Origin of the sequence: Streptomyces sp. NPDC048603, from assembly GCF_043199475.1 — a bacterium.
In the GTDB taxonomy this organism is placed as follows: Bacteria; Actinomycetota; Actinomycetes; order Streptomycetales; family Streptomycetaceae; genus Streptomyces.
On record NZ_JBICVY010000009.1, the window covers coordinates 228,177 to 250,127 of the forward strand.

Here is a 21,951-nt window from a genome sequence, read left to right on the forward strand (position 1 = left end):
GCGTTGCGTCGGCGGTCGCTTCACCCTTGGCCCACCCCGTGGACCGCGGACCCACCGACGCCGACCCCCCGACCCCCCGCCCCCCCCGACCCCCCGACCGCCCGACCATGTGGAGCCCTCTGTGAACGGATCCGCCGTCTTCGTCATGCCCTACTACGGCGACGGGAACGCCTCCGCGGAGTACCTGGCGCAGTCCGTCGCCGGCCTCCACGCCCAGACCGACCCCGGCTGGCGCCTGGTCGTCGTCGACGACGCCAGCCCGCGCCCGCAGGACCGGAACCGGCTGCGGGAACTGCGCGACGCCTGCCCCGACCGCGTACACGTCATCCGGCAGGAGACCAACCGGGGGCAGGGCGCCTGCCGCAACACCGGCGTCCGCTGGGCCGCCGACCAGGGCGCCGAGATCATCCTGTTCCAGGACGCTGACGACCTCGCCCACCCCCGCCGGCTCGAAGTCACCCGCCGCATCCTCACCGACCACCCGGAAGCCGACTTCGTCTACTCCCCGTTCACCGTCGTCGACGAGCACGGCCACGAGGTCCCCGAGGGCCGCCTGACCCCCTCGATCCGCGAGATCCTCCATTCCCACCGGAACGCCCCGGTCGAGGGCGCCGACGCCTGGATACGCATCGGCACCGAGACCGGTTACACCTCGCTGACCTCGACCGTCTCGGTCCGCACCGCCCTGGCCGTGGACCACCCCTTCCCCGAGGTCCGCGGTTCCGAGGACGCCCACACCTGGCTCCGGATGTCGGCCGGCGGCACCGGCTTCACGTACGCGCCGAGCATTCCCGGGCGCTACCGCATCCCCCAGCAGGGCGGCGGTTCCTCGGACCGCGACCGCATCGGCGCCGACTACTACCGGCGGAAGGCCGAGGTCGACACCGACGGTTTCCGGCAGGCGGTCTCCATCGCCCTGCGCCGGGGGAGCATCGGCCACGGCGACGTCCCCCGCCTCACGCAGGCCTTCCGTCGCCGGCTGGCCCTCACCCTGGTCCGCGAAGGCCGCCACGACCTCGCGGCCGAACTCCTCGCCGGCGGGTCCGTCCCGGACACCGGCGGCGCGGCAGCGCCGTCCGCCGAGCCCGTCCGCTGATCCCCGTCCGCTGATCCCCGTCCCGTGGGGTGTGTCCGCGGACGGCCGAAACCCGACGTACGCGGCCGGGACCGGGCCGGCGCGGCGCTATGTTGTGCGGCGTGGACGAGAAGGAACTCCTCGAGCGGGCCGGCGGCCCGGTGACCCGGAGCCGCCTGGTACGGGACCTGGAGGCGCTGGGCGTCCGCCGCGGCGACACCATCATGGTCCACACCCGGATGTCGGCCATCGGCTTCGTCCCGGGCGGCACCCGGACCGTCATCGAGGCCCTCGCCGAGGCCGTCGGGAACACCGGCACGCTGATGGCGTACTGCGGCTGGAACGACGCCCCGCCCTACGACCTCGCCGACTGGCCCGAGGAGTGGCAGCGGGCGGCCCGGGCCGAATGGCCCGCCTACGACCCGCTGCTGAGCGAGGCGGACCACGGCGTCGGCCGGCTGCCCGAGGCGCTGCGGCAGTGGCCGGGCGCCGTGCGCAGCCGCCACCCCGACGCCGGCTGTGTCGCCGTCGGCCCGGCCGCGCACCGGCTGACGGACGATCACCCGTGGGACGACCCGCACGGACCCGGCAGCCCGCTCGCGCGGCTCACCGAGGCCGGCGGGCGGGTCCTCCTCCTCGGCGCGCCCCTCGACACGCTCACCCTGCTGCACCACGCCGAGGCGCTCGCCGAGGCGCCCGGCAAGCGGTACGTCACGTACGAGCAGCCGATCACGGTCGACGGGAAGCGGGTGTGGCGGCGGTTCCGGGACGTCGACACCGAGACCGAGGCCTTCGACTACGGACGGGCGGTCCCTCCGGGCGTATGGCCGTTCACGGTGATCGCCAAGGACATGCTCGCCGCCGGCTTCGGCCGTACCGGGCGGGTGGGCGCCGCCTCCAGCCACCTCTTCGAGGCCCCGGAGGTCGTCCGGTTCGGGGTCGACTGGATCGAGAGCCGCCTGGGCGCGCCGACGGCGATCGCCGACTGAACCGGTGCCGGGCGCGCCCAGGGCACGCCCGGCACCGTGTTCGGTGCGGGTGCGGCGCCGCCGCCTCAGGCGGCGGTCACGCCGCCCACCCCCGGCTTCGTGCGAATGTCCCGGCGCAGCCGGCCGCCCGCCGCCGTCACCGCGGCCGTCAGCAGCTCCTCCTGCCGCGGCCCGGCTCCGTACGGCACCACCTCCAGGCAGGTCACCAGCTCCGCCAGCAGCCCGGCCTCCGCCAGGGCGTCGGCGTACCGGTGGGCCAGGAACTGCTTGCACCGGCGGTGCGCCGCCGGTTCGGCCAGCACCCGGCGGGCGACGTCCGCCGCGTTCTCCTCCGACAGCACCAGCCACGGCGCCCGGCCCGGCAGCAGCACCTCCCCGCCCGGCCGTTCCGCGAAGGCCCGGACGACCGCCTCGCGGACGTCCGCCCGCGGCAGCAGCGCCGCGGCCAGGACGTCCGCCCAGCCCGGCAGGTCCGGCCCGCCCAGAGCCGCCACCCCCGCCTCCGGGAAGCGCGCGGCCACCAGCAGGGCGAGCTGCTGCACCGCGTTGTGCGCGGCGATCCAGTCCGCCGGATCCGCCGTCTCCGCCAGCTGCCGCCACGCCGCGTCCAGCCGGGCCACCGCTCCCTCCGGGCCTGCCGCGGAGGCCGCCGCCACCTCGGACCGGATCCGGCCGTCGGTGCAGAGCATGCCGATCGCGGTGCCCAGCGGCAGCGTCTCCAGGGTCTCGAACAGCTCGGCGTCCTCGTACGCCAGCCGGTAGCCGACCAGGGCGCGGAACACCTCCGCCCACTCCGGCTCAAGGAACGCCCCGCCGAGGCCGGCCACGTCACCGGCCGGCACGTACGAGAAGTCGTACGAGCCGTCGAACAGGGTGCGGAACACGCCGAGCGCCAGCCGCATCCCGGCCGGTGCGAACCGCTGCCCGCCCGCCGGGCGGGCCTCCACCCGCAGCGTCCAGGTGCCGGCCATCCGCACCCGTTCGCAGCGGAACTCCAGCTCCGGGAACCAGCCGCCGCAGCGCTCCAGCAGCACCGTCAGGCCCGTCAGCCGGCCCGCGTCCTCCTCGGTGACGTCCGGCGGCTCCGTCCACTCGCCCTCCACCCGGTCGGGGCGGAACATCAGGCTGGCCTTGTGGATGCCGAGCGGGACGTCCAGCTCGACCGCGTCCCGGGTGAAGCGCAGCAGCTTGTTGCCGCCCGGCCCGAAGCGGTCGGACAGCCGCTGGAGTTCACGCACCACCGAAGGCGCCCGCTCGGCGGGGTAGCGGGCGGTACGGGACAGCAGCCACTGGTGCAGCGCGTTGTGCAGCTGGTGCGGGTTGCCCGGTCCGTGCTCCCCGCCGGCCGGCTCGCCCGCGGCGGCCAGCTCCAACAGCCGGCCCCAGGTGAGCTCCTCGTCCAGCACGAAGTCCCCGGGCACCGGCAGGCCGCGCCACTCGCGGACCCAGGCGCCGAAGCCGGCGACCGACCGCTCCTCCGCCGGCGACAGGCCGTACGCGCCGGCCAGCGACAGCCAGGCGTCGAGGACGTCCAGATAGGCCCGGTAGGCGGCCGGTTCCGGGCGGTCCACCAGGTCCAGCAGCAGCCGTTTGAGGGTGCTGTCGTACGCCTCGATCAGGTCGCCGCGGGTCAGGTCCAGCAGGACCCCGTCGTCCCCGGATCCGGCCCCGCCGCCCTGCCACGCGGCGGCGGCCGCGTAGGACCGGTACGCCTCGTTCAGGGCCCGCCCGCGCCGTGCCGCGTCGCCCGCGTCGGCCGCCGAGAGGTCGACCCGGCACCGCTCGACGGCCAGGTACAGCGCGGCGAACCCGCCGTCGGCGGCGGCCAGTCCGAGCAGGCGGTGGATCTCGGCGGGCGGGGCCGAGGAGCGGGCGGCGAAGCGGCACAGCTCCTCCGTGCGGGCCGGGTCGCCGGCCGGCAGGGCGGCCACCGTACGGGCGATCACCTCGTCCCGCTCGGCCGCGTCGTACACGTCCAGCGCGTGCATGGCCGCCGCGAGCGACTCCACCGCCCCGAGCAGGGCCAGTGCCGCCTCCGTCCCCGTGCCGCCGTACGTCTCGTCGTACGCCTCGTCGTACGTCTCCTTGGACGTCCGGCCGTGCGTGTCACCGTCCGTGCCGGCGTACGCCGTTCCGGGCGCGCCCGCCAGGGCGAGCACCCGGGGGAGCACCGCCGTCAGCGCCCGGTCCGACAGCTCGGCCGTGTCCTCCAGCCGGGCCAGCGCCACCGGCAGCCGCAGGTCGGCCGCGCCCGCGACGGCCGGGCCGAGCGTCCCGGCCGGTGCCGTCCGGGCACAGCGCGGCAGCAGGGCCTCGACCGCGGCCTCACCGGCGCCACCGGCGGTGTCGGCCGCCCGGGCGGCCAGGAGCCCGCGCACGTATCCGCCGTCCGCGTCCGGCACCAGCTCCGCCACCCGCTCGGGGGGAACCCCGTCCGCCAGCAGGGCCTCGGCCGTACGGGCGGTGAAGGCCGGCGAGGCCACCTCGGCCCCGTCCCGGACGAACACGTCCGCCGCCGGACGGAAGCTGTCCAGCACGATCCGGTCGCGGACCCGCGAGGGCACGTGCGGAAGCCCGTACAGCCGGGTGACCCCCGGCATCAGCGCCGGGCCGGGCGGCACGCCGTCCGCGAGCACCGCGGCGGCGGCCTCCTCGCACTCCGCCCGGGTGAACAGCAGTCGGCAGCCCTGCGGCACGGCCGACATCCGCCGCGTCTCGGCCACCACCTCCGGCGGGCGGCCCGTGCCGAAGTGGCACTCCCGAGTCCACGGGTCGGCCAGGGCGTACGAAGCGGTCTCCGGGACGTCCTCGGGACGCCCCCGCAGCACGGCGACACCGTGCTGACGGAACATCACCGCCGCGTGTTCCGCCGGGCTTCCCCGCTCCACCAGCACGTGGCCGAGCCGTTCCCGCTGCTCGGCGTCCATCAGCAGGTAGCGGCTCCAGGCGTCCTCCAGCCGCACCGACGTCAGGAACGAGGAGGCCCGCACCCGGCGCGGCGGCACGAGGATGTCCACGGGCGCGCTCACACAGGCCGCCCGCCAGGCGTCCCGGCACTCCTCGGTGAGCACGTCCACCGTGGGCTCCGGTTCGTACGCGGCGGCCGGCCGGACCTGGACCAGGGTGGAGCGTACGGTTTCCACCCGGCGCAGCAGGGACCCCCGCCACAGGACGGTGCCGGGGACGCCGGTCAGCCAGGCGAGGCTGTTGTCGCCGTCACCGGTCTTCTGCGCGGAGGCGAAACCGAAACCGAGCGACAGCTGGCCCACCAGCCGCCCGTCCGCCGTGAGTTCGGTCAGACCGGTGACGGACACCGTGCCCGCGTCGGTCTCCAGCACCCACTCAGAGTCCAGCCGGGGCATGCCGAACCGCTCGTGCAGCCGGACCAGCAGCCCGGCCAGCGCGTCCATGTCCGCCGGCGCCGGCAGCGGGGTCTCCACGGCCGCCACGGGCGGTACTGGCCGTACGGGCCGTACCGGCGGCCCGCCCGCGGGGGCCGCCGCGGGCGCGGGTGCGGCCGCGGTCGCATCGACGAGGGGCTGTACGAAGGCCGCGATGGGCGAGGGGCGGTACGACGGGTCGGCCAGCCGCTGCTGGGCGACCGCGTGCTCGCCGTACCCGCTGAACACGACCGCGGCGACCGTGGCGTACAGCTCTTCGGGGCGCCCGCACACCAGGCTCTCGTAGCCCCCCGCGTTGACGTTCTCCTCCTGGTCCTCGTCGCCCGAACTGCGCACGATCCACGGCGCGTCGCCGCAGACCGCGCGCAGTTCCCCGGCGAGGCCGGGGAGCCGGTCCCGCAGGAACGCGGCGTAGCCGGCGACGAGTTCCTCCCGGACGGGGTGGGCCGGGCCGCCGGGCGCGCCTTCCTTGGTCAGGTACTCGTACGCGTCGGCGGGATCGAGCGGAAGCACCGGAAGGGTCACCGCCGTGAATTCGGGATCGCGGTACAGCGTGAGGAGACGGGCGCATTTCGCGCCGAACCTCTCCGTCTCCCACGCCGCTTCTTGCTGTCGTTCCTGTGCTGTTCCCATTTCCGTCGCCTGTTCTTTTCCGTGTGCGGTGCGGATTCTCGGTGGGTAGTGCTCTCGGCGGGAATTTCCGCGGGATCCGGTGCCGCGGATCAGTCGTCGAGCAGCCGGGCCAGCAGCTCCCCGGTCGCCGCCCGGTCCCGGTCGGCCTCCCGCAGGCCGTCCAGCACGTTCCAGGCGACCCGGTAACGGCCCGCCTCGTCGACCGGGGCCGTGCCCGCGTGGCGGGCGAGCCGCCCGCAGACCCGGGTGAACCGCTCCTCGGCGTCCGTCAGCACCTCGTCGTCGAAGGCCGCGGACACCGCCTGGTTGTCGCCCGCGTAGAAGAGCAGCCCCTCCGCGTCCGACGCCCGGTAGAAGTCCTCCTCCAGCTCCTCGGTGGCGGGCACGAACTGGAAGAACGTGCCGTCACCGGCGATCTCGACGGGCAGGGCGGCGTCCGCGAGGGCCTTGCGGGCGTGCCGCAGGAAGCGGTCCCCCGCCTCGCGCGCGGCGCGCTGCGGCTCCCCGGTGGCGACCCGGGCCAGCGCCGCGTCCGCCGCCGCCAGGATCGTGGGCTCGAAGAACGAGGTGAACGACACCTCCTTCAGCGGCCGCAGCAGCCGGCGCGGACCACCGACCGCCGAGACCGCGTGCCCGTTGGCCATGCCCTTGGCCACCGTCCACACGTCCGGCGCCAGCAGCTCCGCCGTCGACAGGCCCGGCCCGTACCGCAGCCCCACCTTGACCTCGTCCGCGATGACGACCACCCCGGCCCCGGTGCACAGCCGCCGCACCTCCGCGTACCACTCGGGCGACAGGTGCATGTGGTCCGGGGACACCACGACCGCCGCGACCCGCTCCGGCCGCGCCAGCAGTTCCGCGAGCAGCCCGAGGTCGTAGAAGAAGTCCACCACCCCGTCGGCGTTGGGCTCCAGCGGTGCCGGGGACGGATACCACATGGGGTCGTAGCCGTGGTAGCCGCAGCTCAGCAGCAGCGGCCGGCCCGTCGCCTCGCGCACCGCCAGTACGGCCGCCCGCACCGCCGCCGTACCCGACCGGAACAGGCCGACCACCTCGCCGCCGCACAGCGCGTGCAGCCGTTCCAGGACGGAGTCCACGCGCGGGCTCCAGCCCGTGGCCGAGCCGTCGGCGCCGGCCGCCGCCCGGGCGACGGCCTCGGCGACGCCGGGATCGCCGTGCCCCAGCAGAACGGAACCGCGGGCGTTGTCGAAATCGATCCAGCGGAATCCGGATTCATCGACGAGCCGTGCACCGGAACCCGAAACGAAAACCCGTGGGCGGTCGTCCGCGTCACGCGGGCAGGTGGGGAATTCGGCCAGCAGTGAAGACTTTTCCGTCATTGTTCACCTCATGGGAAGGAATGGTGTTGAAAGGGAATTGGGGCGGGCGCACAGTGGCGAAGCGGTCCGGTCGCGAAGGCGCCGGAAACCGGCGATCCGCGATGAGATATCCGCGATGAGAAATCCGCGATCCGCGATCCGCGATCCGCGATCCGTGATCCGTGATCCGCGATCCGTGATCTGCCGTCCGCGATCCCACCCCTCGGAAGGAATGCACGTGACGACATCCGACGTGGCGCTCCCGGCCCTGCACCGGGCCTTTGTGGACACGGCGCGGCGGGACGGGAGCGCGGCGGCCCTGCACGCCTGCGCCTGTTTCGCCGAGCAGTTGTTCTCCGACGCCGCGGCCGCGGCCGAGACCGCGGCCGACCCCGCCGGACCGTCGGCCGTCGCCGCCCGGCTGCGCGCGCTGTGCACCGCGCTGGCCCGCGAGACGGCCGCCGCCCCCGAGGCGCCGGCCCGCGACGCGGGCCCGCGCCTGCGCACCGTGGAGCGGGCCCTGCACCTGGCCACCCGGACGGTGGACGCCCTGTGGCGCTCCCCCGACGCGCACCGCGACCCGGTCACCGCCGCCCTGCTGCGGCACGCCACGGACTGGAAGACCCCGGAGTGCCACGGCTACGACCTCGCCGACCCCGAACTCTCCCTCGCCCAGGCGGCCGACTGGCTGACCGGCCCGGAACCGGCCCGGCCCGTGCTCGTGGTCGCCGTCCGCACCGGCGGGTCCTACCTCGCGCCCTTCTGGCAGGCGGCCGCCGAGGACGCCGGCCGCGCCGCCGGTCCCTGGCACAGCCTCCGGCCGGTGCGCGGCACGGACGGCATCACCCTGCCCGCGGCCGAACTCGCCGCGCTCCCGGACGTGCTGCCGACCGGCACGGCCGTCGTCCTCGTGGACGACCAGCCGGACACCGGGGCCACCGCCCTGGCCGTACGCGACCACCTGGCCGCCCGCTACCGGGGTACGCCCGGCTTCGTCCTCGCCGCGCCGGGCCGCCTCTACGACCTCGCGGGCCCCGCGGTGCGCCTGACCGCCGAACGCCCGCCGGTACGCACCGGCGAGCCACGGCTGTGGCAGCTCGCCGGACCCGCCGGCACCGGACCCGCCGACACGGCCCCGCTCGTCGGACGCGCCCGCAAGGCCGGCGTGCCCCTGCCGGCCGGCACTGTCTACCGGGCCGAGCCGTTCCGGGGAACGTTCACCACCGTGTACGGCACTCCGCCCGCCACCGCGCCGAAGGAGGGCGCGGCCCGCCGGATCGACCCGCGCCGCAGGCCCTTCACCCTGACCCCGGCCGAGCCCTCCGTACCCGGCGGGACGGCCGGGCCCGCGTACCACTTCCGGTTCATCGGCACCGGCACCCACGGCCTGCACTGCGCACGCACCCTGCACGCCATGGGCGACCTCCTCCCCGCCGGCACCGTTTTCGCCGACGGATACCTGGTCACGCCGCACGAGCAGGACCTGCGCCCGCTGCGCGTGGCCCTGCCCGAACTCACCGGCACCGAGCGGAGCCGGGTCCTGGGCGAGGTGGCCCGCTCCTGGCACCGGCTGCGCGAACTCGGCGAACTGGGCCGTCCGGGCCCGCAGGCCGAGTACGACCCGCGGGAACGGCTCGCCACGGCCCTGCGCCGGCTGCGCGACCGTACGGGCCGCCCGCTGCCGGTGGACGGGAACTGGCTCGCCCGCCGGGTCCCGGACCGGGCGCCGGTGGGCGGTGTCGACGGAGTGCTGTTCCGCACCCCGCTCCCGTACGGACACGCCCACTGGCACTGGCAGCTCGCCGGAACGGGGCTGCGCCGGTTCGGACTGGACTGGATCTGGGGCGGGGGCGGCTGCCTGGAGAGCGAGATCGCCTCCTTCCTCGTCGAGAACCGGCTCGACGGGCCCGCCCGCGACCTGCTGCGCGAGTCCGTGGCCGGTGCCACCGGCGACGCCCGCGCCTTCGACGCCGCGCTCCACCTGGCCGGTGAGGCCCTCCACTGGAACGTCAAGACCTGGCTCCGCCGCCACCCGGAGCCGACCGGCCCCACCGCCGACCGCATCCTGGCCGAACTGGAGTCGCAGGCGCAGTACGTGGCCGCCCTCGGCTGACCCGGCGTTCCGTCCCCGCCGGCCGGCACGACCGGGAGGCGGGGACGGGTCGGCGGGGCCGGTCTGCCAGGCCCCGGCGCCGGCGGGGCGCCGGACCGGGCGGGCCGGGGCCGGGCGGGCCGGGCGGGCGGGGGCACGGCGGACCGGCCCCGCCGCGCCGCGGTCCGGCGCGCTCACCGGTGTTCCGCCGGGCCGTGCGCGCCGTGCGCGCCGTTCCTGCCGTGCGCGCCGTCCGTACGGGCCGAACCCCGCGTCGCCCGGGTGCCGTTCGTTCCACCGGCGGGCGCAGCGGCCGCGATCCACAGCCGCTCCACGTGCGAGGCCCTGCGGGCCGGAGCGGGCAGCGGTACCGGTGCCTCCTGCTCCGCGCCCGGCTCCGCGCCCGGCTCCGCCGCAGCCGTGCGGCGGGCGTGGTGGAGGGCCTCGCGGACGCACTCGTCGTCGGTCTGGCTGCCGTACACGTACATGCCGCGCACCTTCTGCTCCACCACACCGGATATGTCGATCCCGGCGTACGGCACCAGCCCCCGCGCCTCCCGCAGGGTCCGCACCACCGCGGACGCCTCGTGCTGCCCGGCGTACGGCAGGTCCTCGTAGAACAGGGTGAGCGCGCTCCCGCGCGCCGCGCCGCGTACGGCCCCGTGCACCAGCAGGTGGTCGATGTGGTCCCCGACCGCCGCCGGGGCGAGCACGGTGTCGGCACCCGACCGGTGCACCGCCTCCGCCACCGCCTCGGCGACCGCCTCGCGCACGCCGTCCGCCTCCACCGGGGACGACACCTCCGCCACGTCGTCGTAGCCGCGCAGGCTCGCGTCCGCGAAACCCAGCGGCCGGTACTCGGCGAGACCCCGCAACCGGCAGTAGCTCAGCTCCTCCTGGCGCCGCCGGGCGCTGACGACCCGGGTCCCGGCCCGCCGCAGCCGCCGGGGCAGCGCCCACGCCGACTGCGTGAAGACCGTCAGCAGCGTGGCGTGCACCGGCCGTCCCACGGCCGCCAGCAGCCCGCCGCAGGAGTACGCCACGTCGTCCGGGTGCGGCGAGACCAGCAGGGTCCGCCCCTCCCGCAACCGTTCGGCCAGGACCGTTTCACCGCTCACCGCGGACCGCCCCCTCCCCGATGACCTCCGCGTACCGGGCGGCGACGTCCCGCCACCCGGTGCCCGGCCGCGGCAGCGGCGCCGGGATCCGGCGGCTCCCGCCGGCGGCCGCACAGGCCACCACCCGGTCCACCAGGGCGTCCACCGTCGGGGCCCGCAGCGAGGCGAAGCCCGGCAGGTTGCCGCCCTCGCCGAGGGTGGCGACCGGCACGCCCAGCTGGACCGCCTCGGCCGCCGCGAAGTTGAACGTCTCGTGGAACACCGACGGCAGCAGGAACAGCGCCGCGCCGCCGAAGACCCGCTCCCAGTCGGTACGGATGTCGTACGAATCGAGGACCTCGATCCGCCCGTCGGAGCCGGGGAGCGCCCGTACCAGCTCCCGGGCCTCGCGGCCCCGGCGCGACCAGGTGGCGAAGATGACCCGCAGCCGCAGTCCGGCCCCCAGCAGACGGCGCAGGGCCCGCTCCGCGTCCACCGTGTCGATCTTGCCGAGCTGGAGGACGACCGGGCCGGACGGGTCGTGGAGGTCCTTGTCCGGTACGTGATCGGCGGCCCAGCCGATCACCGACCGGTCCGGGAAGCACCGCGTCCACGGCAGGTCCCGCAGGAACACCTCGCGCATCGGCCCGTCGGGGTGCGCACCCCGCGCCGGACATCCGGCCGGTACGGGCGACCCGGGCAGGGCCGGTCCGGCCGCGTGGACCGGGCAGGCAGGCGGGGTGGACAGGTCGGCCGACAGGAGGCTGACGTCGTGCCAGATCCGCACCGTGCGGCGGTGCAGTCCGGGCAGCCGCCGCCATGCCCCGCCCCCGAAGAGGGCGCTCTCGACCAGCGGGAACACCGCGTCGACCCGGTCCTGCTCCACGCGGGCGGCCAGGGCGTCCAGGTCGCTGCCCTCCGACTCGCGGTAGAAGCCGGCGTCCACGCCCTCCTCGCGCAGCGACCGCACCAGGTGCCACAGGGCCGTCTCCACGCCGCCCCACGACGGGGACGCGAAACCCTCGTCGTAGATCTCGAACAGGGCCCGCGGGCGGCCGGATCCCTCAGCCATGTCCGGCCCCCGCCGATTCCCCGGCTCCTGCGACGGCCCCGGCGTTGGCCCCGGCCACGGCCCCGGCCGTGGCTGCCGACACCAGCTCCACCAGCTCGTCCAGCACGAACCGGCGCTCCGGCCGCGACCGCAGCCACAGCGTGCAGTCGAAGTAGCCCTCCAGCCGGTTGATGACGTGCCCGAACTCCCGGTCGTCCACGTCCAGGAACCCGCGCGCCACGATCGCGCCGGGATCGTCGCCGCTCTCGTCGGCGAGGCACTTCAGGACGAGCATCCGGGTCAGGCCGTCCTGGCCAGGTGCGTCTTGCTGTTCGCCACCACCAGGGAAGCGCATCCGTCCTCCGTTCGGTCCACGATGAACACACCGGTATTGCTGATCTTGAAACGGGTGCGGTGCAGCAGGACGTCGTCCAGCCCCAGCAGTTCGAAGAGCAGGGCCTGGATCGTCTCGGAGTGCGACACGAGCACCCACCGCGTGCCGGTGCCGGCACCTTCCGCCGGCGGGCAGCGGGCGTCCAGGAACTCCCGCACCCGCCGCCGCTGGTGGGCCCAGCTCTCCACGCCGAACACCTCCGCGTCGGGCCGGCGCAGCCGGTCCTCCAGTACGGCGTCCCACTCGCGCACCGTCACCGGCTGCGGGAACACCTCCGGCGCCCGCAGCTCCGCCAGCCGCCCGTCCGCGACCGCCGGCACGCCGAGGGCGGCGGCCAGCGCCTCAGCCGTGCGCGCGGCCCGCGTCTGCGGGCTGCAGTAGAGCCGCACGGAGGGGCCGGGAGCGGGACCCGGCGGGCGGACCGCCGGGTCCCGCGGCAGATGGGCGGCGAGCGCCCGGGCCTGCCGCTCGCCCAAGGGCGTCAGCCCCGCCCCCGGGTCGAAACCCGGCAGCAGGTCGTCGTCCCCCAGCACGTTCAGGCTCGCTTCCGCGTGCCGTACGAGCACGAACCGCTGAAGCCCGCCGTCCCCGCTGGTCATACGATCGGCAGGGGGATCCGGCCGGGCTGGGGTGCCAGCATCCGGTCCCGGGAGTTGTTGAACTCCTGGTTGGCGATGCAGGTCCCGCACGGCCAGTTGTCGAACTCCCGGATCGGGCCGAAGCCGTGCACCAGGTGCTTGGGCACCGAGTAGCAGTCGCACTTGACCATCCGGATCTCGTCCCCGGAGACCTGGTAGTTGTAGCCGTTGGTGATCTGGTCGCAGACGGCGTCCCGCTTGCCGGTGTCGAAGATGTGGTTCCACCGGCGGAAGTACTCCGGCGGCGCCAGGAAGTCGGCCGGGTGCAGGTCGGCGTAGCGCAGGTTCACCGTGAGCGGCTGCCCCTTGAACGCGAGCAGCGGCATGAAGTGCAGCCGGCCCCGGTAGCCGCGTGCCGTCAGCAGGTCGATCCAGTCGTTGACCTGCTCCACAGGCTGGCCCCAGTACACGGCCTGGAGCTCCGCCTCCACCTCCACGGCGGCGTCGATGATCCGGTCGATCTGCGCCTGCTTGAGGCCGCGCTTGGCGTTCATCTCCTCGGTGTGTCCGTCGACGGAGAACACCCACAGCAGGTCCGGCCGGCCCTCCAGGGCGGTCGGCACCTTGGTGCCGTTGCTCAGCACCTCGATCCGGTACCCCTCGGAGGCACGTTTCTGCAGGTGGTCGACGATCTTCCGGTAGAGCGTGATCTCGCCGTCGGACTCGACGCGGAACAGCACCCCGTCCGGCTCGTAGTCGGCGAAGATCCGGTCCAGGGAGCGGATGGTGGCCGCCTGGTCCACCTTCGCCTTCTTGACCTCGCAGTAAGTGCACCGGATGTTGCAGGCGCCGTCGACGACGATGTTGCGGTAGGCGCGGATCCGCTTGACGGGCGGCGGCCACACGATGTCGGATGCCATGGTCGTGACTCCTCGGTTGGGTATCGGGTGGAGCGTGATGGGAGAACGGGGGAAGCGGGACTCAGACGTGGACGGCGTGCCGGGCCACCAGGTCGCCCACCACCGCCTTCGCGCTGCGCAGCGCGTGCGCCTGGATGGTCAGCGTGGGGTTCAGCCCGCCCGGGTACGGCATGAAGCTGCCGTCGACCACGTACACGTTGGGTGCCGAGTGGACCCGGCCCCAGCCGTCCACCACCGAGGTCGCCGGGTCCGTCCCGGCCCGGCAGGTGCCGTGCAGGTGGCAGCTGCCGTACGCGAAGTCGCTCTCCTCGTGCCGGACGGCCCGCGCCCCCGCCTGCCGCAGCAGGTCCTCGCACCGGTCGGTCATGTACGTCAGGCGCCGCAGGTCGCGCGGGTCGGGCGTGTAGTCGATGACGACCGAGGGGATGCCGTCCTCGTCGAGGTGACCGGACAGCCGCACGCGGTTGTCCAGGTTGGGGTGGTCGGCCAGGATCGTCTCGATCCGCAGCTCCAGCGCGTCGTGCCGGATGAGCCGCGGGTCGTCGTTCTTGGACTCGTAGATCATGCCGCCCACGCCGGTCGGGCAGTCGGCGTCCAGGTAGTGGTCGAGGAAGGCGATGGTGGAGAACGGGCCGCCGTGCGTCCGCCAGTCGGCCAGCGTGATGCCCTCCGGCGCGTCGACGACCCCGCTGACGTACTCGCTCAGCTTCATCGTCAGGCCCCGCCCCACCAGGCCCGAGTGGTTGCCCACGCCCTCCGGCGCGTACCCGCCGCGGGAGCGCAGCAGCAGGGCCGCGCTCTGGATCGCGTTGCACGCGACGACGAACGACCGGGCCCGGATCCGGTGGGTGGTGCGGGACAGCCGGTCCAGACAGGTCACGGCCGTGACCGCGGTCCGTTCGTCCTGCTCCAGCCGCAGCGCGCGCAGCCCCGTCCGCAGGGTGAAACCGGGATGCCCGGCCAGCGGTGCGAGGAACACCGAGACGGCGTCGGCCTTGGCACCCGTCGGGCACTGGTGACTCACGCACAGCGAGTCCCGGCCGCAGGCGGAACGCCCGTCGTGCGGCTGCCGGTTGATGGCCAGCGGGGTGGGGAACGGGTCGTAGCCCAGCGCGGTGCCGGCCTCGTACAGCAGTTCGGCGGCGGCGGTGGGCGGGTGCGCGGGGCCCCGGCTGCCCTCGCCCTCCTCACCCCCGCAGATGCCGAGCCGCCGCTCCAGCACCTCGTAGTACGGGGCGAGTTCGGCCGGACCGTACGGCCACCGCACGTCGAGCTCGCCGGCGTCGATCAGCTCGCTCGGGTCGAAGTCGAAGGGCCGGTACCGCCACGAGGCACCGCCGTAGAACACGGTGCCGCCGCCGAGGTTGGAGGTGGTCCACGGCCAGCCCTCGTCGGTCCAGCCGCCCTTGCCGTCCGGGACCAGGGCGGTCCGGCACATGTCGTCCAGCTCGGGGTTGCCGAGCCCCGGGGAGAGCCGGAACCCCTCCTCCAGCATCAGCACGTCCAGGCCCTGCCGGACGAGCCGGTCGGCGGCCACCGAACCGCTGGCGCCGCTGCCGATCACCACGACGTCCCAGACCCGGCCGTCGTCCCGGGCGTCCCACCCGTCACGGTGGGCGGGCCCCAGCGGATCGGGGTGCCACGCGTGCGGGGTGTCCGTGGGCAGGGTGCCCCGAAGACGCTTCATCGTCTGCCTTCCGTAGGAGAGAGAGGAGGTGAGGGATGCGATGCGACGCGGTGTGACGCGGTGCGGTGCGGTGTGATGCGGTGCGGTGCGGGCCGGGTGCGCGGGGTTGCCCGCCTCATGCGGAGGTGGCGGCCAGCCACCCCCGCTGCATCCCGGCGAACCGGCCGCCGGAACCGGCCAGTTCGGCCGGCGAGCCGTCCTCCACCACCGCCCCGTCCTCGATGACCAGGACCCGGTCGGCGATGGTGACCGTGGACAGCCGGTGCGCGATGATCACCGCGGTACGTCCGGCCAGCACCCGCGCCAGCGCCTCCTGCACGGCCCGCTCGGACGGGGCGTCCATGCTGGACGTGGCCTCGTCCAGGATCAGCACCCGCGGGGAGGTCAGCATGACCCGAGCCATGGCGATCAGCTGCCGCTGCCCGGCCGACAGCCCGGAGCCGCGCTTGCGCACGTCGGTGTCGTACCCCTCGGGCAGCGCGCTGACGAACCCGTGCGCGCCCACCGCCTCCGCCGCCGCCCGGATCTCGTCCGGGGAGGCGTCCGGCCGGCCGAGCGCGATGTTCTGCGCCACCGAACCGGAGAACAGGAAGGCCTCCTGGGTGATCATCGAGACCGCGCCGCGCAGCTCCCCGTCGGCCAGGTCCCGCAGGTCGACCCCGTCCAGGGTGATCCGCCCGGCCGTCGGGTCGTACAGGCGGGCGAGCAGCTTGGCGATGGTGGACTTCCCGGCGCCGGTGGTGCCCACCAGCGCCACCGTCCGGCCGGCCTCCAGCGTCAGGTCCATGGCCGACAGCACCGGCCTGCCCTGCCCGCCGTACCGGAAGTGCACGTCCTCGAACCGTACGGCGCCCAGGGCGAGGCCCTCCCCGGGCTCTCGCGCGGCCGGCAGCGGCACCGGCTTCCCCGGCTCGGCCACCGCCGGGTGGCGCACGAACAGCGCGCCGATCTTCTCCAGGCCGGCGGAGGCCGACGCGAAGGCGTTCGCGAAGCTCGCCAGCTCGTCGATCGGGTCGTACAGCCGGTGCACGTACAGCAGGAAGGCGGTGAGCGCCCCGGCCTGCAGGTGCCCCTGGTCGATGCGGAACACCCCCAGGGTCAGCAGGCCGACCAGGGACAGGTTCCCGATGAGCTTCACGCCGCCGCTGAACGCGGCGCTCACCCAGCCGGACTCCGCACGCGCCACCGCGTACCGGGCGTCGAGGCCGGACAGCCGCCGGGCGTTGGCGTCCTCGCGGCGGAACGCCTGCACCGCCCGGATCCCGTTGTACGCCTCCACGGTGTGCCCGACGACGCCCTCGACGGCGGTCCGGGTGTGCCGGTAGGCGACCCGCGACCGGCGCCGGAACCACCGCGTCAGCAGGAACAGCGGCAGGAAGAGCACGATGACCACGGCGGCCATCGGCCCGTCCAGCCACAGCATCACCGCCAGCACGCCGACCATGGAGAACAGGGCCGAGAACAGGCCGTCCAGGCCCATCTCCAGCATCTCCTCCACCGACTCCACGTCGCTGGACAGCCGGGCGATGACCCGCCCGGAGGGGTAGGACTCGTGGAACGCCAGCGGCTGGCCGGTCACATGGGCGAAGGCCCGGTGCCGCAGCTCGAACAGCAGGTCCTGCGCGATGCTCCCGGAGTAGCGCAGGAAGCAGTACTTCACCGTCGCCGTGGTCAGCCCGGCCGCCAGGGCCGCGGCGGTGAAGCCGGCCAGCGGCGACCACCGGCCGTCCGCCGCAGCCGGGAGGCCGCGGTCGATGGCCGCGGCGATCAGCAGCGGCGCGACCAGCCCGCAGGCGTTCTCCACCAGGGCGAGCGCCGTGGCTGCGGCCAGCCGCCGGCGCTTGGGCCGCAGCAGCATGCGCAGCAGGGCGTTGCGGGCCCCTGAGCCCGTCCGCTCGGCGTCGCTCATCGTGCCTCCCCCTTGCCGGCCGTGCCGTTCGCCCCGTCGCCTGCCGTGCCACCGTCGGCCGGCGGTGTGCGGACCAGCAGCCGGTACTCCGGCTCGCGGGCCATCAACTCTTCGTGCGTGCCCGTCGCCGCCACGCGCCCGCCGGACAGGAACACCACCTGGTCGGCCTGCCGGAGGGTGGCCGGGCGGTGCGCGGCCATCACCGTGGTGTTCCGGACCGGAGCCTCGGCCATCGCCTCCTGCACCTCCCGCTCGGTCCGTAGGTCCAGCGCGGACAGCGCGTCGTCCAGCACGAGCACCGCGGGCCCCGGCAGGACCGCCCGGGCCAGCGCCAGGCGCTGCCGCTGACCGCCGGACAGGCCGAGGCCCTCCTCGCCGATCACCGTGGACAGCCCTTCGGGCAGCGCCGACACGAAGCCGTCGGCGCGCACCGTGCGCAGCGCCCGCCAGACCCGCTCGTCGCGCTCGGCGTCGCGGTCCTCGTGCCCGGCGGGTGCCTCGCGGCCGTCCCGCCCGTCCCGCCCGTCCCGGGCCACGCCCAGCAGGACGTTGTCCCGCACCGTCCCCGAGAACAGCGCCGGGTCGTCGAACGCGCAGCACACCGCCGACCGCAGCTCCGCCAGGGCCAGTTCCCGCAGGTCCGTGCCGTCCAGCGTGACCCGCCCGGAGGTCGGGTCGTCCAGCCGGGACAGCAGCGACAGCAGGGTGCTCTTGCCGGAGCCGGTGGCCCCGACCACGGCCACCGTCGTACCCGCCCGGATCGTCAGGTCGACACCGCGCAGCGACGCCGCCCCGCCCGGATGCGCGTAGTGCACGTCCTCCAGCCGGATCTCACCGCGGACCGGCCGCGCCAGCGGCCGCGGGTGTTCCGGGTCCGTCACCGTCACCGGCTCGTCCCGCAGCTGCCAGTACCGGTCCGCCGCGGCGGCGGCCGTGGAGGCGTCGGCGGTCAGCCAGCCCAGCGTGTCCGCCGGCCAGCGCAGGTACGTCGCCACCGTCACCGCGGCCATCAGCGTGCCCAGGGTCAGCGAACCCGTGGCGACGCCGTGCCCGCCGTACCCGACCATCGCCACGATCGCCAGATCCGGCAGCGCCGTGATGAGCCACCACAGGGCCGCCGTGTACGACAGCTTGCGCAGCTCCAGACCGCGCAGCCGGCCCGCCTGCTCGGTGAACCGGCGCACCGTCTCCGGCCCGCGCCCGAACACCTTCAGCACCCGCACGCCGAGCACCGACTCCTCCACCGTGGTGGACAGGTCGCCGCTCACCTCCTGCGCGGACCGGGCGACCACCCGGAACCGCTGCTCGAACACCGTGGTCGCCAGCACCATCGGCGCGTACGCCAGCAGCACGATCAGCGCGAGCGGCGGCGCCAGCCAGGCCAGCACCACCAGACCGACCACCAGCGCGGCCACGTTCACCATCAGGTACACGGCGGAGAACGCTGTGAACCGTCCGATCTCGGTCACGTCCGACACCGTCCGGGACAGCAACTGCCCCGACTGCCAGCGCCCGTGGAAGGACAGCGGCAGCCGCTGGACGTGCGCCGAGACGTCCGCCCGCATCGCGGTCTCCAGCTCCGTCGCCGGCCGTACGACCAGCAGCCGGCGCGCACCCAGCAGCACCGCCTCCGCCGCCCCGAGCAGCGCGAACCCGCCGACGTACCACGGCAGCGCGTCGAAGTCCCCACGGGTCACGGGCCCGTCCACCACCCGCTGCAGCACCAGCGGCATCAGCAGACCGGCGAGCATCGACCCGAACGCGGCCCCGCAGGCCGCGGCCATCAGCCACCGGTTGGGCCGCAGGTAGGCGGCGCACCGCCGCAGCGAGGTCAGCCCCGCCACCCGGCACCCCCGTGGGCCTTGCCGGCACTGCCCGCGCGGTCGGTACTGCCCGCCCGGTCGGCATTGCCCGCCCGATCGGCTCGGTCGGCTCCGTCGGCTCGGTCGGCTGCGCCGCCCAGCGCCCGCCGGTAGTGCTCCAGCGCCCGGTCGGCGGTGTCGTCCCCGTACGAGGCCAGCAGCACGGGCAGCGCCCCGGCGACCGCCTCCCGGTGCACGGCCGCCCCGGTCACCGCCTCGCCGGCCGCGCGGGTCAGCGCCTCCACGTCCCCGCGCTCCACCAGCAGCGCGGGCGTGACCGAGCCGACCGTGTCCCGCAGACCGCCGACCGCGTACCCGGCCACCGGCGTCCCGCACACCATCGCCTCCAGGGCGCTGCCGCCCAGCTCCTCGTGCGCCGACGGCATCACCAGCACGTCCAGCGCGGTCATCACCGGCGGCACCGCGTCGTGCGGCAGGAAGCCGGTGAACACGAACCGGTCCGCCAGCCCCGCCGCCTCGACGGCCTCCCGCATCCGCCCGCACTGCGGCCCGTCGCCGACCACCAGGAACACCGCTCCGGGGGCACCCGACACCTCGTCCCACCGCCCGGCCATCGCCACGAAGTCCCGCCAGCCCTTCTCGTGGGCGACCCGGCCCACCCAGCCGACCAGCGGCACGCCGTCCGGCACGCCCAGCTCCCGTACGGACTCCTCGGCCGCCAGGGCCGGTACCCGGCGCACCGCACCGACCGAGTCCGGCAGCACGTCGATGCGCGCACGGTCCATCGGCAGCTCCCGCGCCACGGTGTCGGCGGTCCGCGAGGTCAGCGTGGACACCCTGCGGGCGTGCCGCAGCGCGTACCGCTCGGCTGCGTGCACCAGTCCGTGCTGCAGGCGGTCGAAGCGGGACATCGGCTCGTACACCGCCAGCCGCGAGCAGTGCAGCGTCAGGCAGTACGGGGCACCGGTGATCCTGGACATCAGCGGCCCGGCGAGCAGCGCCCACAACTGGCCGTCGGCGTGCACGTGGATCAGGTCCGGCCGCCATCTGCGGCGCAGCGGGAAGCCGGCGGTGAGGACGGCCGCCAGCCACGCCTGGTTCAGCCCCACCAGGCCGGTCAGTTCGGAGCGGAGCCGGGGGAGCGGGGCGCGCGTGACCCGTATGACGAGTCCGGGGCGGTCCGTCCGGGTGCGGGGCAGGCCGGGGAAGCCCACGGTCATGACCTGCTGCTCCACACCGCGGTCGGCCAGCTCCCGCGACAGGCGGAGGATCTGCACCTGCATGCCCCCGACGGCGTCGAACTCGGCGGGCCATTCGGTGACGCAGTCGTGGTGGAAGAAGGGGGTGAGCCTCAGCACGCGCACGGGATCTCCACGGAAGGGAACGGCGATTGGCAAAGGACGAACTCGGTATGGGCGGCGGCCCGACCGAGGTGTGGGCAGACGTTCCGCAGGGCGATGGGGGTCCCCCCTGCTCGAGCGGAGTCGAGAGCTTGGGGGAGGGTGGGCACACCGGAACACCGCCCGGCAGCCTCGCTCCCGCCCCACCGAAGCCCCGCTCGGCCCGGGCAAAGCCCCGCCCAGGGTCCGGACCCCGCCCGGAGAGGAAGCCCGGGCCCCGCACGGGGAAGGGGCTGCGCGGAGCCCGGGCGGATGGCGGCGGCCCGCCGCCGACGCGGACCACTGCCGGTGCGGCGCACCCGCCCTCAGGGGAAGGGGTGGGCACCACCGTCACGGCAGGGGACCGCCGCCGGCGCGAGCCGCTACCGCAGCGGACCGGCCGCCGCGTAGGCGGCACCGTCCCCGGCGGGTCCGTGGTCCGCGCCCGGGCCGCGGGCGGCAGCGCCGTCGACGACCTCGTCGAGCAGCGCCAGCGGCACCGGCACCAGCGGCATCGCACCGGTGTGCAGCACCTCGCCGGGCGCCGACAGCAGCACCATCGGGGTGTGCCCGGCCCGGTGTTCCAGGTAGCCGCGCTTGTTGTCGTACGTCAGCCAGTTCTTCACCCGGGCGGGATCGACGGACGCGGGGATCGCGGGCTCCACCCCGGCCGCCGTGACCAGCTCGCGGTGCAGCGCCACCAGGGCGCCGTCGGTGTGCCCCATCAGCCGGGACACCTCGGCGGCGATGGTCATGCCGACCGCCACCCCGGAACCGTGCGCGACCTGCCCGTGCGAGGCGTGCTCGATGGCGTGCCCCACGGTGTGCCCGTACTCCAGCACCAGGCCGGCCCGCCGCTCGTGCTTGTCGTCCCGGGTGACGTCCGCCTTGGCGGCGAGGCTCTCCGCGATGATCCAGCGCAGGGTCTCGTCGTCGTAGCGGGCGTCGGGGCGCAGCGCGGCACCGAGCCGGCCGAGCATGGACGGGCGGATCGCGAGGGCGTTCTTGACGACCTCGCCCATGCCCGAGCGGATCTCCCGCTCCGGCAGGGTGCGCAGCATCGCGGTGTCCGCGAGCACCTCGATCGGCTGGTGGAAGGTGCCGACGAGGTTCTTCCCGAACGTGGCGTTGACCGCCTGCTTCAGCGACAGGACCGAGTCCAGCATGGCCACCACGGTGGTGGGCACGTGGACCAGCCGGATGCCGCGGAACAGGAGCGCGGCCAGCAGGCCGGCGATGTTCCCGGTGACGCCGCCGCCGAGGGCGACGACCACGGAGCGGCGGTCGGCCCCGTGCTCCAGGGCCTGCTCGGCGAGCGCGCCCACGGTGGCGAGCCCCTTGTTCACCTCGCCCACCTCGTGGACGAGCAGCCGGGCCGGGCCGGCCTCCTGGTCGATGCGGGCGGTCAGGCCGATGCCGTAGAGCTCCGCCACCGTGGTGTCCGCCACCACCAGGTAGCGGCTGGCCTTGTACGCGGCGAGGCGGCCGACGACGTCCTCGGAGCAGTCGGTGCCGAGCCGGTAGGGGAATGACGCGTCTTCCATCGCAATGGGTGTGACCTGCATGGGATATCCCGATCCTCCGGGGGTTCGCGGGCCTGGACG

15 protein-coding genes are annotated in these 21,951 nt (G+C 75.0%); 3 read left to right on the forward strand and 12 right to left on the reverse strand.

Translation table 11 applies throughout. The features are described from left to right. Positions 1-121 precede the first annotated feature (121 nt). Together ACGFQ9_RS23800 and aac(3)-VIII are read left to right on the forward strand one after the other, a co-directional pair. Positions 122-1,096, forward strand: coding sequence for a glycosyltransferase family 2 protein (locus tag ACGFQ9_RS23800; protein WP_393576319.1), 975 nt, complete (start codon positions 122-124; stop codon positions 1,094-1,096). Between the two features lie 101 nt (positions 1,097-1,197). Next, positions 1,198-2,064: an aminoglycoside N-acetyltransferase AAC(3)-VIII gene (gene aac(3)-VIII, locus ACGFQ9_RS23805; RefSeq protein ID WP_393576320.1), complete on the forward strand. Its 867-nt coding sequence runs from the start codon at positions 1,198-1,200 to the stop codon at positions 2,062-2,064. A gap of 65 nt (positions 2,065-2,129) precedes the next feature. Here the strand turns inward: aac(3)-VIII and ACGFQ9_RS23810 are convergent, their stop codons facing one another. Both ACGFQ9_RS23810 and ACGFQ9_RS23815 read right to left on the reverse strand, forming a co-directional pair. Beyond that, positions 2,130-6,098, reverse strand: a complete 3,969-nt coding sequence (locus tag ACGFQ9_RS23810) for a hypothetical protein (RefSeq protein WP_393576321.1) — start codon at positions 6,096-6,098, stop codon at positions 2,130-2,132. Between the two features lie 89 nt (positions 6,099-6,187). Beyond that, positions 6,188-7,438, reverse strand: a complete 1,251-nt coding sequence (locus ACGFQ9_RS23815) for an aminotransferase class III-fold pyridoxal phosphate-dependent enzyme (RefSeq protein WP_393576322.1) — start codon at positions 7,436-7,438, stop codon at positions 6,188-6,190. Positions 7,439-7,655: 217 nt separating this feature from the next. On the opposite strand from ACGFQ9_RS23815, the gene ACGFQ9_RS23820 reads away from it, so the two are divergent. After that, the gene (locus ACGFQ9_RS23820; RefSeq protein ID WP_393576323.1) at positions 7,656-9,530 is read left to right on the forward strand and encodes a hypothetical protein; all 1,875 of its coding nucleotides are present in this window, start codon (positions 7,656-7,658) and stop codon (positions 9,528-9,530) included. 173 nt (positions 9,531-9,703) lie between these two features. Here the strand turns inward: ACGFQ9_RS23820 and ACGFQ9_RS23825 are convergent, their stop codons facing one another. The 10 genes from ACGFQ9_RS23825 to ACGFQ9_RS23870 all read right to left on the reverse strand — a co-directional run bounded on the left by ACGFQ9_RS23825 (position 9,704) and on the right by ACGFQ9_RS23870 (position 21,891). Then, positions 9,704-10,627, reverse strand: a complete 924-nt coding sequence (locus ACGFQ9_RS23825) for a PIG-L deacetylase family protein (protein ID WP_393576325.1) — start codon at positions 10,625-10,627, stop codon at positions 9,704-9,706. Then, a complete protein-coding gene (locus tag ACGFQ9_RS23830) occupies positions 10,617-11,678 on the reverse strand; it encodes a hypothetical protein (protein ID WP_393576327.1) in 1,062 nt (353 codons plus the stop codon). Before ACGFQ9_RS23830 ends, ACGFQ9_RS23825 begins: the two co-directional genes overlap by 11 nt. Then, on the reverse strand, positions 11,671-11,952 hold the full coding sequence (locus ACGFQ9_RS23835; RefSeq protein WP_393576328.1) for a DUF6137 domain-containing protein: 282 nt from the start codon (positions 11,950-11,952) through the stop codon (positions 11,671-11,673). The genes ACGFQ9_RS23830 and ACGFQ9_RS23835 overlap by 8 nt, the downstream gene beginning before the upstream one ends. Positions 11,953-11,957: 5 nt before the next feature. Next, entirely contained in the window at positions 11,958-12,650 is a 693-nt protein-coding gene (locus tag ACGFQ9_RS23840; protein ID WP_393576329.1) for a histidine phosphatase family protein, read from the reverse strand. Then, a complete protein-coding gene (locus ACGFQ9_RS23845; RefSeq protein ID WP_393576331.1) occupies positions 12,647-13,549 on the reverse strand; it encodes a radical SAM protein in 903 nt (300 codons plus the stop codon). The genes ACGFQ9_RS23840 and ACGFQ9_RS23845 overlap by 4 nt, the downstream gene beginning before the upstream one ends. Positions 13,550-13,610: 61 nt before the next feature. After that, positions 13,611-15,236: a GMC family oxidoreductase gene (locus ACGFQ9_RS23850; RefSeq protein ID WP_393576333.1), complete on the reverse strand. Its 1,626-nt coding sequence runs from the start codon at positions 15,234-15,236 to the stop codon at positions 13,611-13,613. A gap of 115 nt (positions 15,237-15,351) precedes the next feature. Continuing rightward, on the reverse strand, positions 15,352-17,145 hold the full coding sequence (locus ACGFQ9_RS23855) for an ABC transporter ATP-binding protein (protein WP_393576334.1): 1,794 nt from the start codon (positions 17,143-17,145) through the stop codon (positions 15,352-15,354). After that, positions 17,142-18,989: an ABC transporter ATP-binding protein gene (locus ACGFQ9_RS23860; RefSeq protein WP_393576336.1), complete on the reverse strand. Its 1,848-nt coding sequence runs from the start codon at positions 18,987-18,989 to the stop codon at positions 17,142-17,144. Before ACGFQ9_RS23860 ends, ACGFQ9_RS23855 begins: the two co-directional genes overlap by 4 nt. Then, the gene (locus tag ACGFQ9_RS23865; RefSeq protein WP_393576338.1) at positions 18,977-20,332 is read right to left on the reverse strand and encodes a glycosyltransferase family 4 protein; all 1,356 of its coding nucleotides are present in this window, start codon (positions 20,330-20,332) and stop codon (positions 18,977-18,979) included. Before ACGFQ9_RS23865 ends, ACGFQ9_RS23860 begins: the two co-directional genes overlap by 13 nt. A gap of 398 nt (positions 20,333-20,730) precedes the next feature. Further along, the gene (locus tag ACGFQ9_RS23870) at positions 20,731-21,891 is read right to left on the reverse strand and encodes a 2-deoxy-scyllo-inosose synthase (RefSeq protein WP_393576339.1); all 1,161 of its coding nucleotides are present in this window, start codon (positions 21,889-21,891) and stop codon (positions 20,731-20,733) included. Positions 21,892-21,951 lie beyond the last annotated feature (60 nt).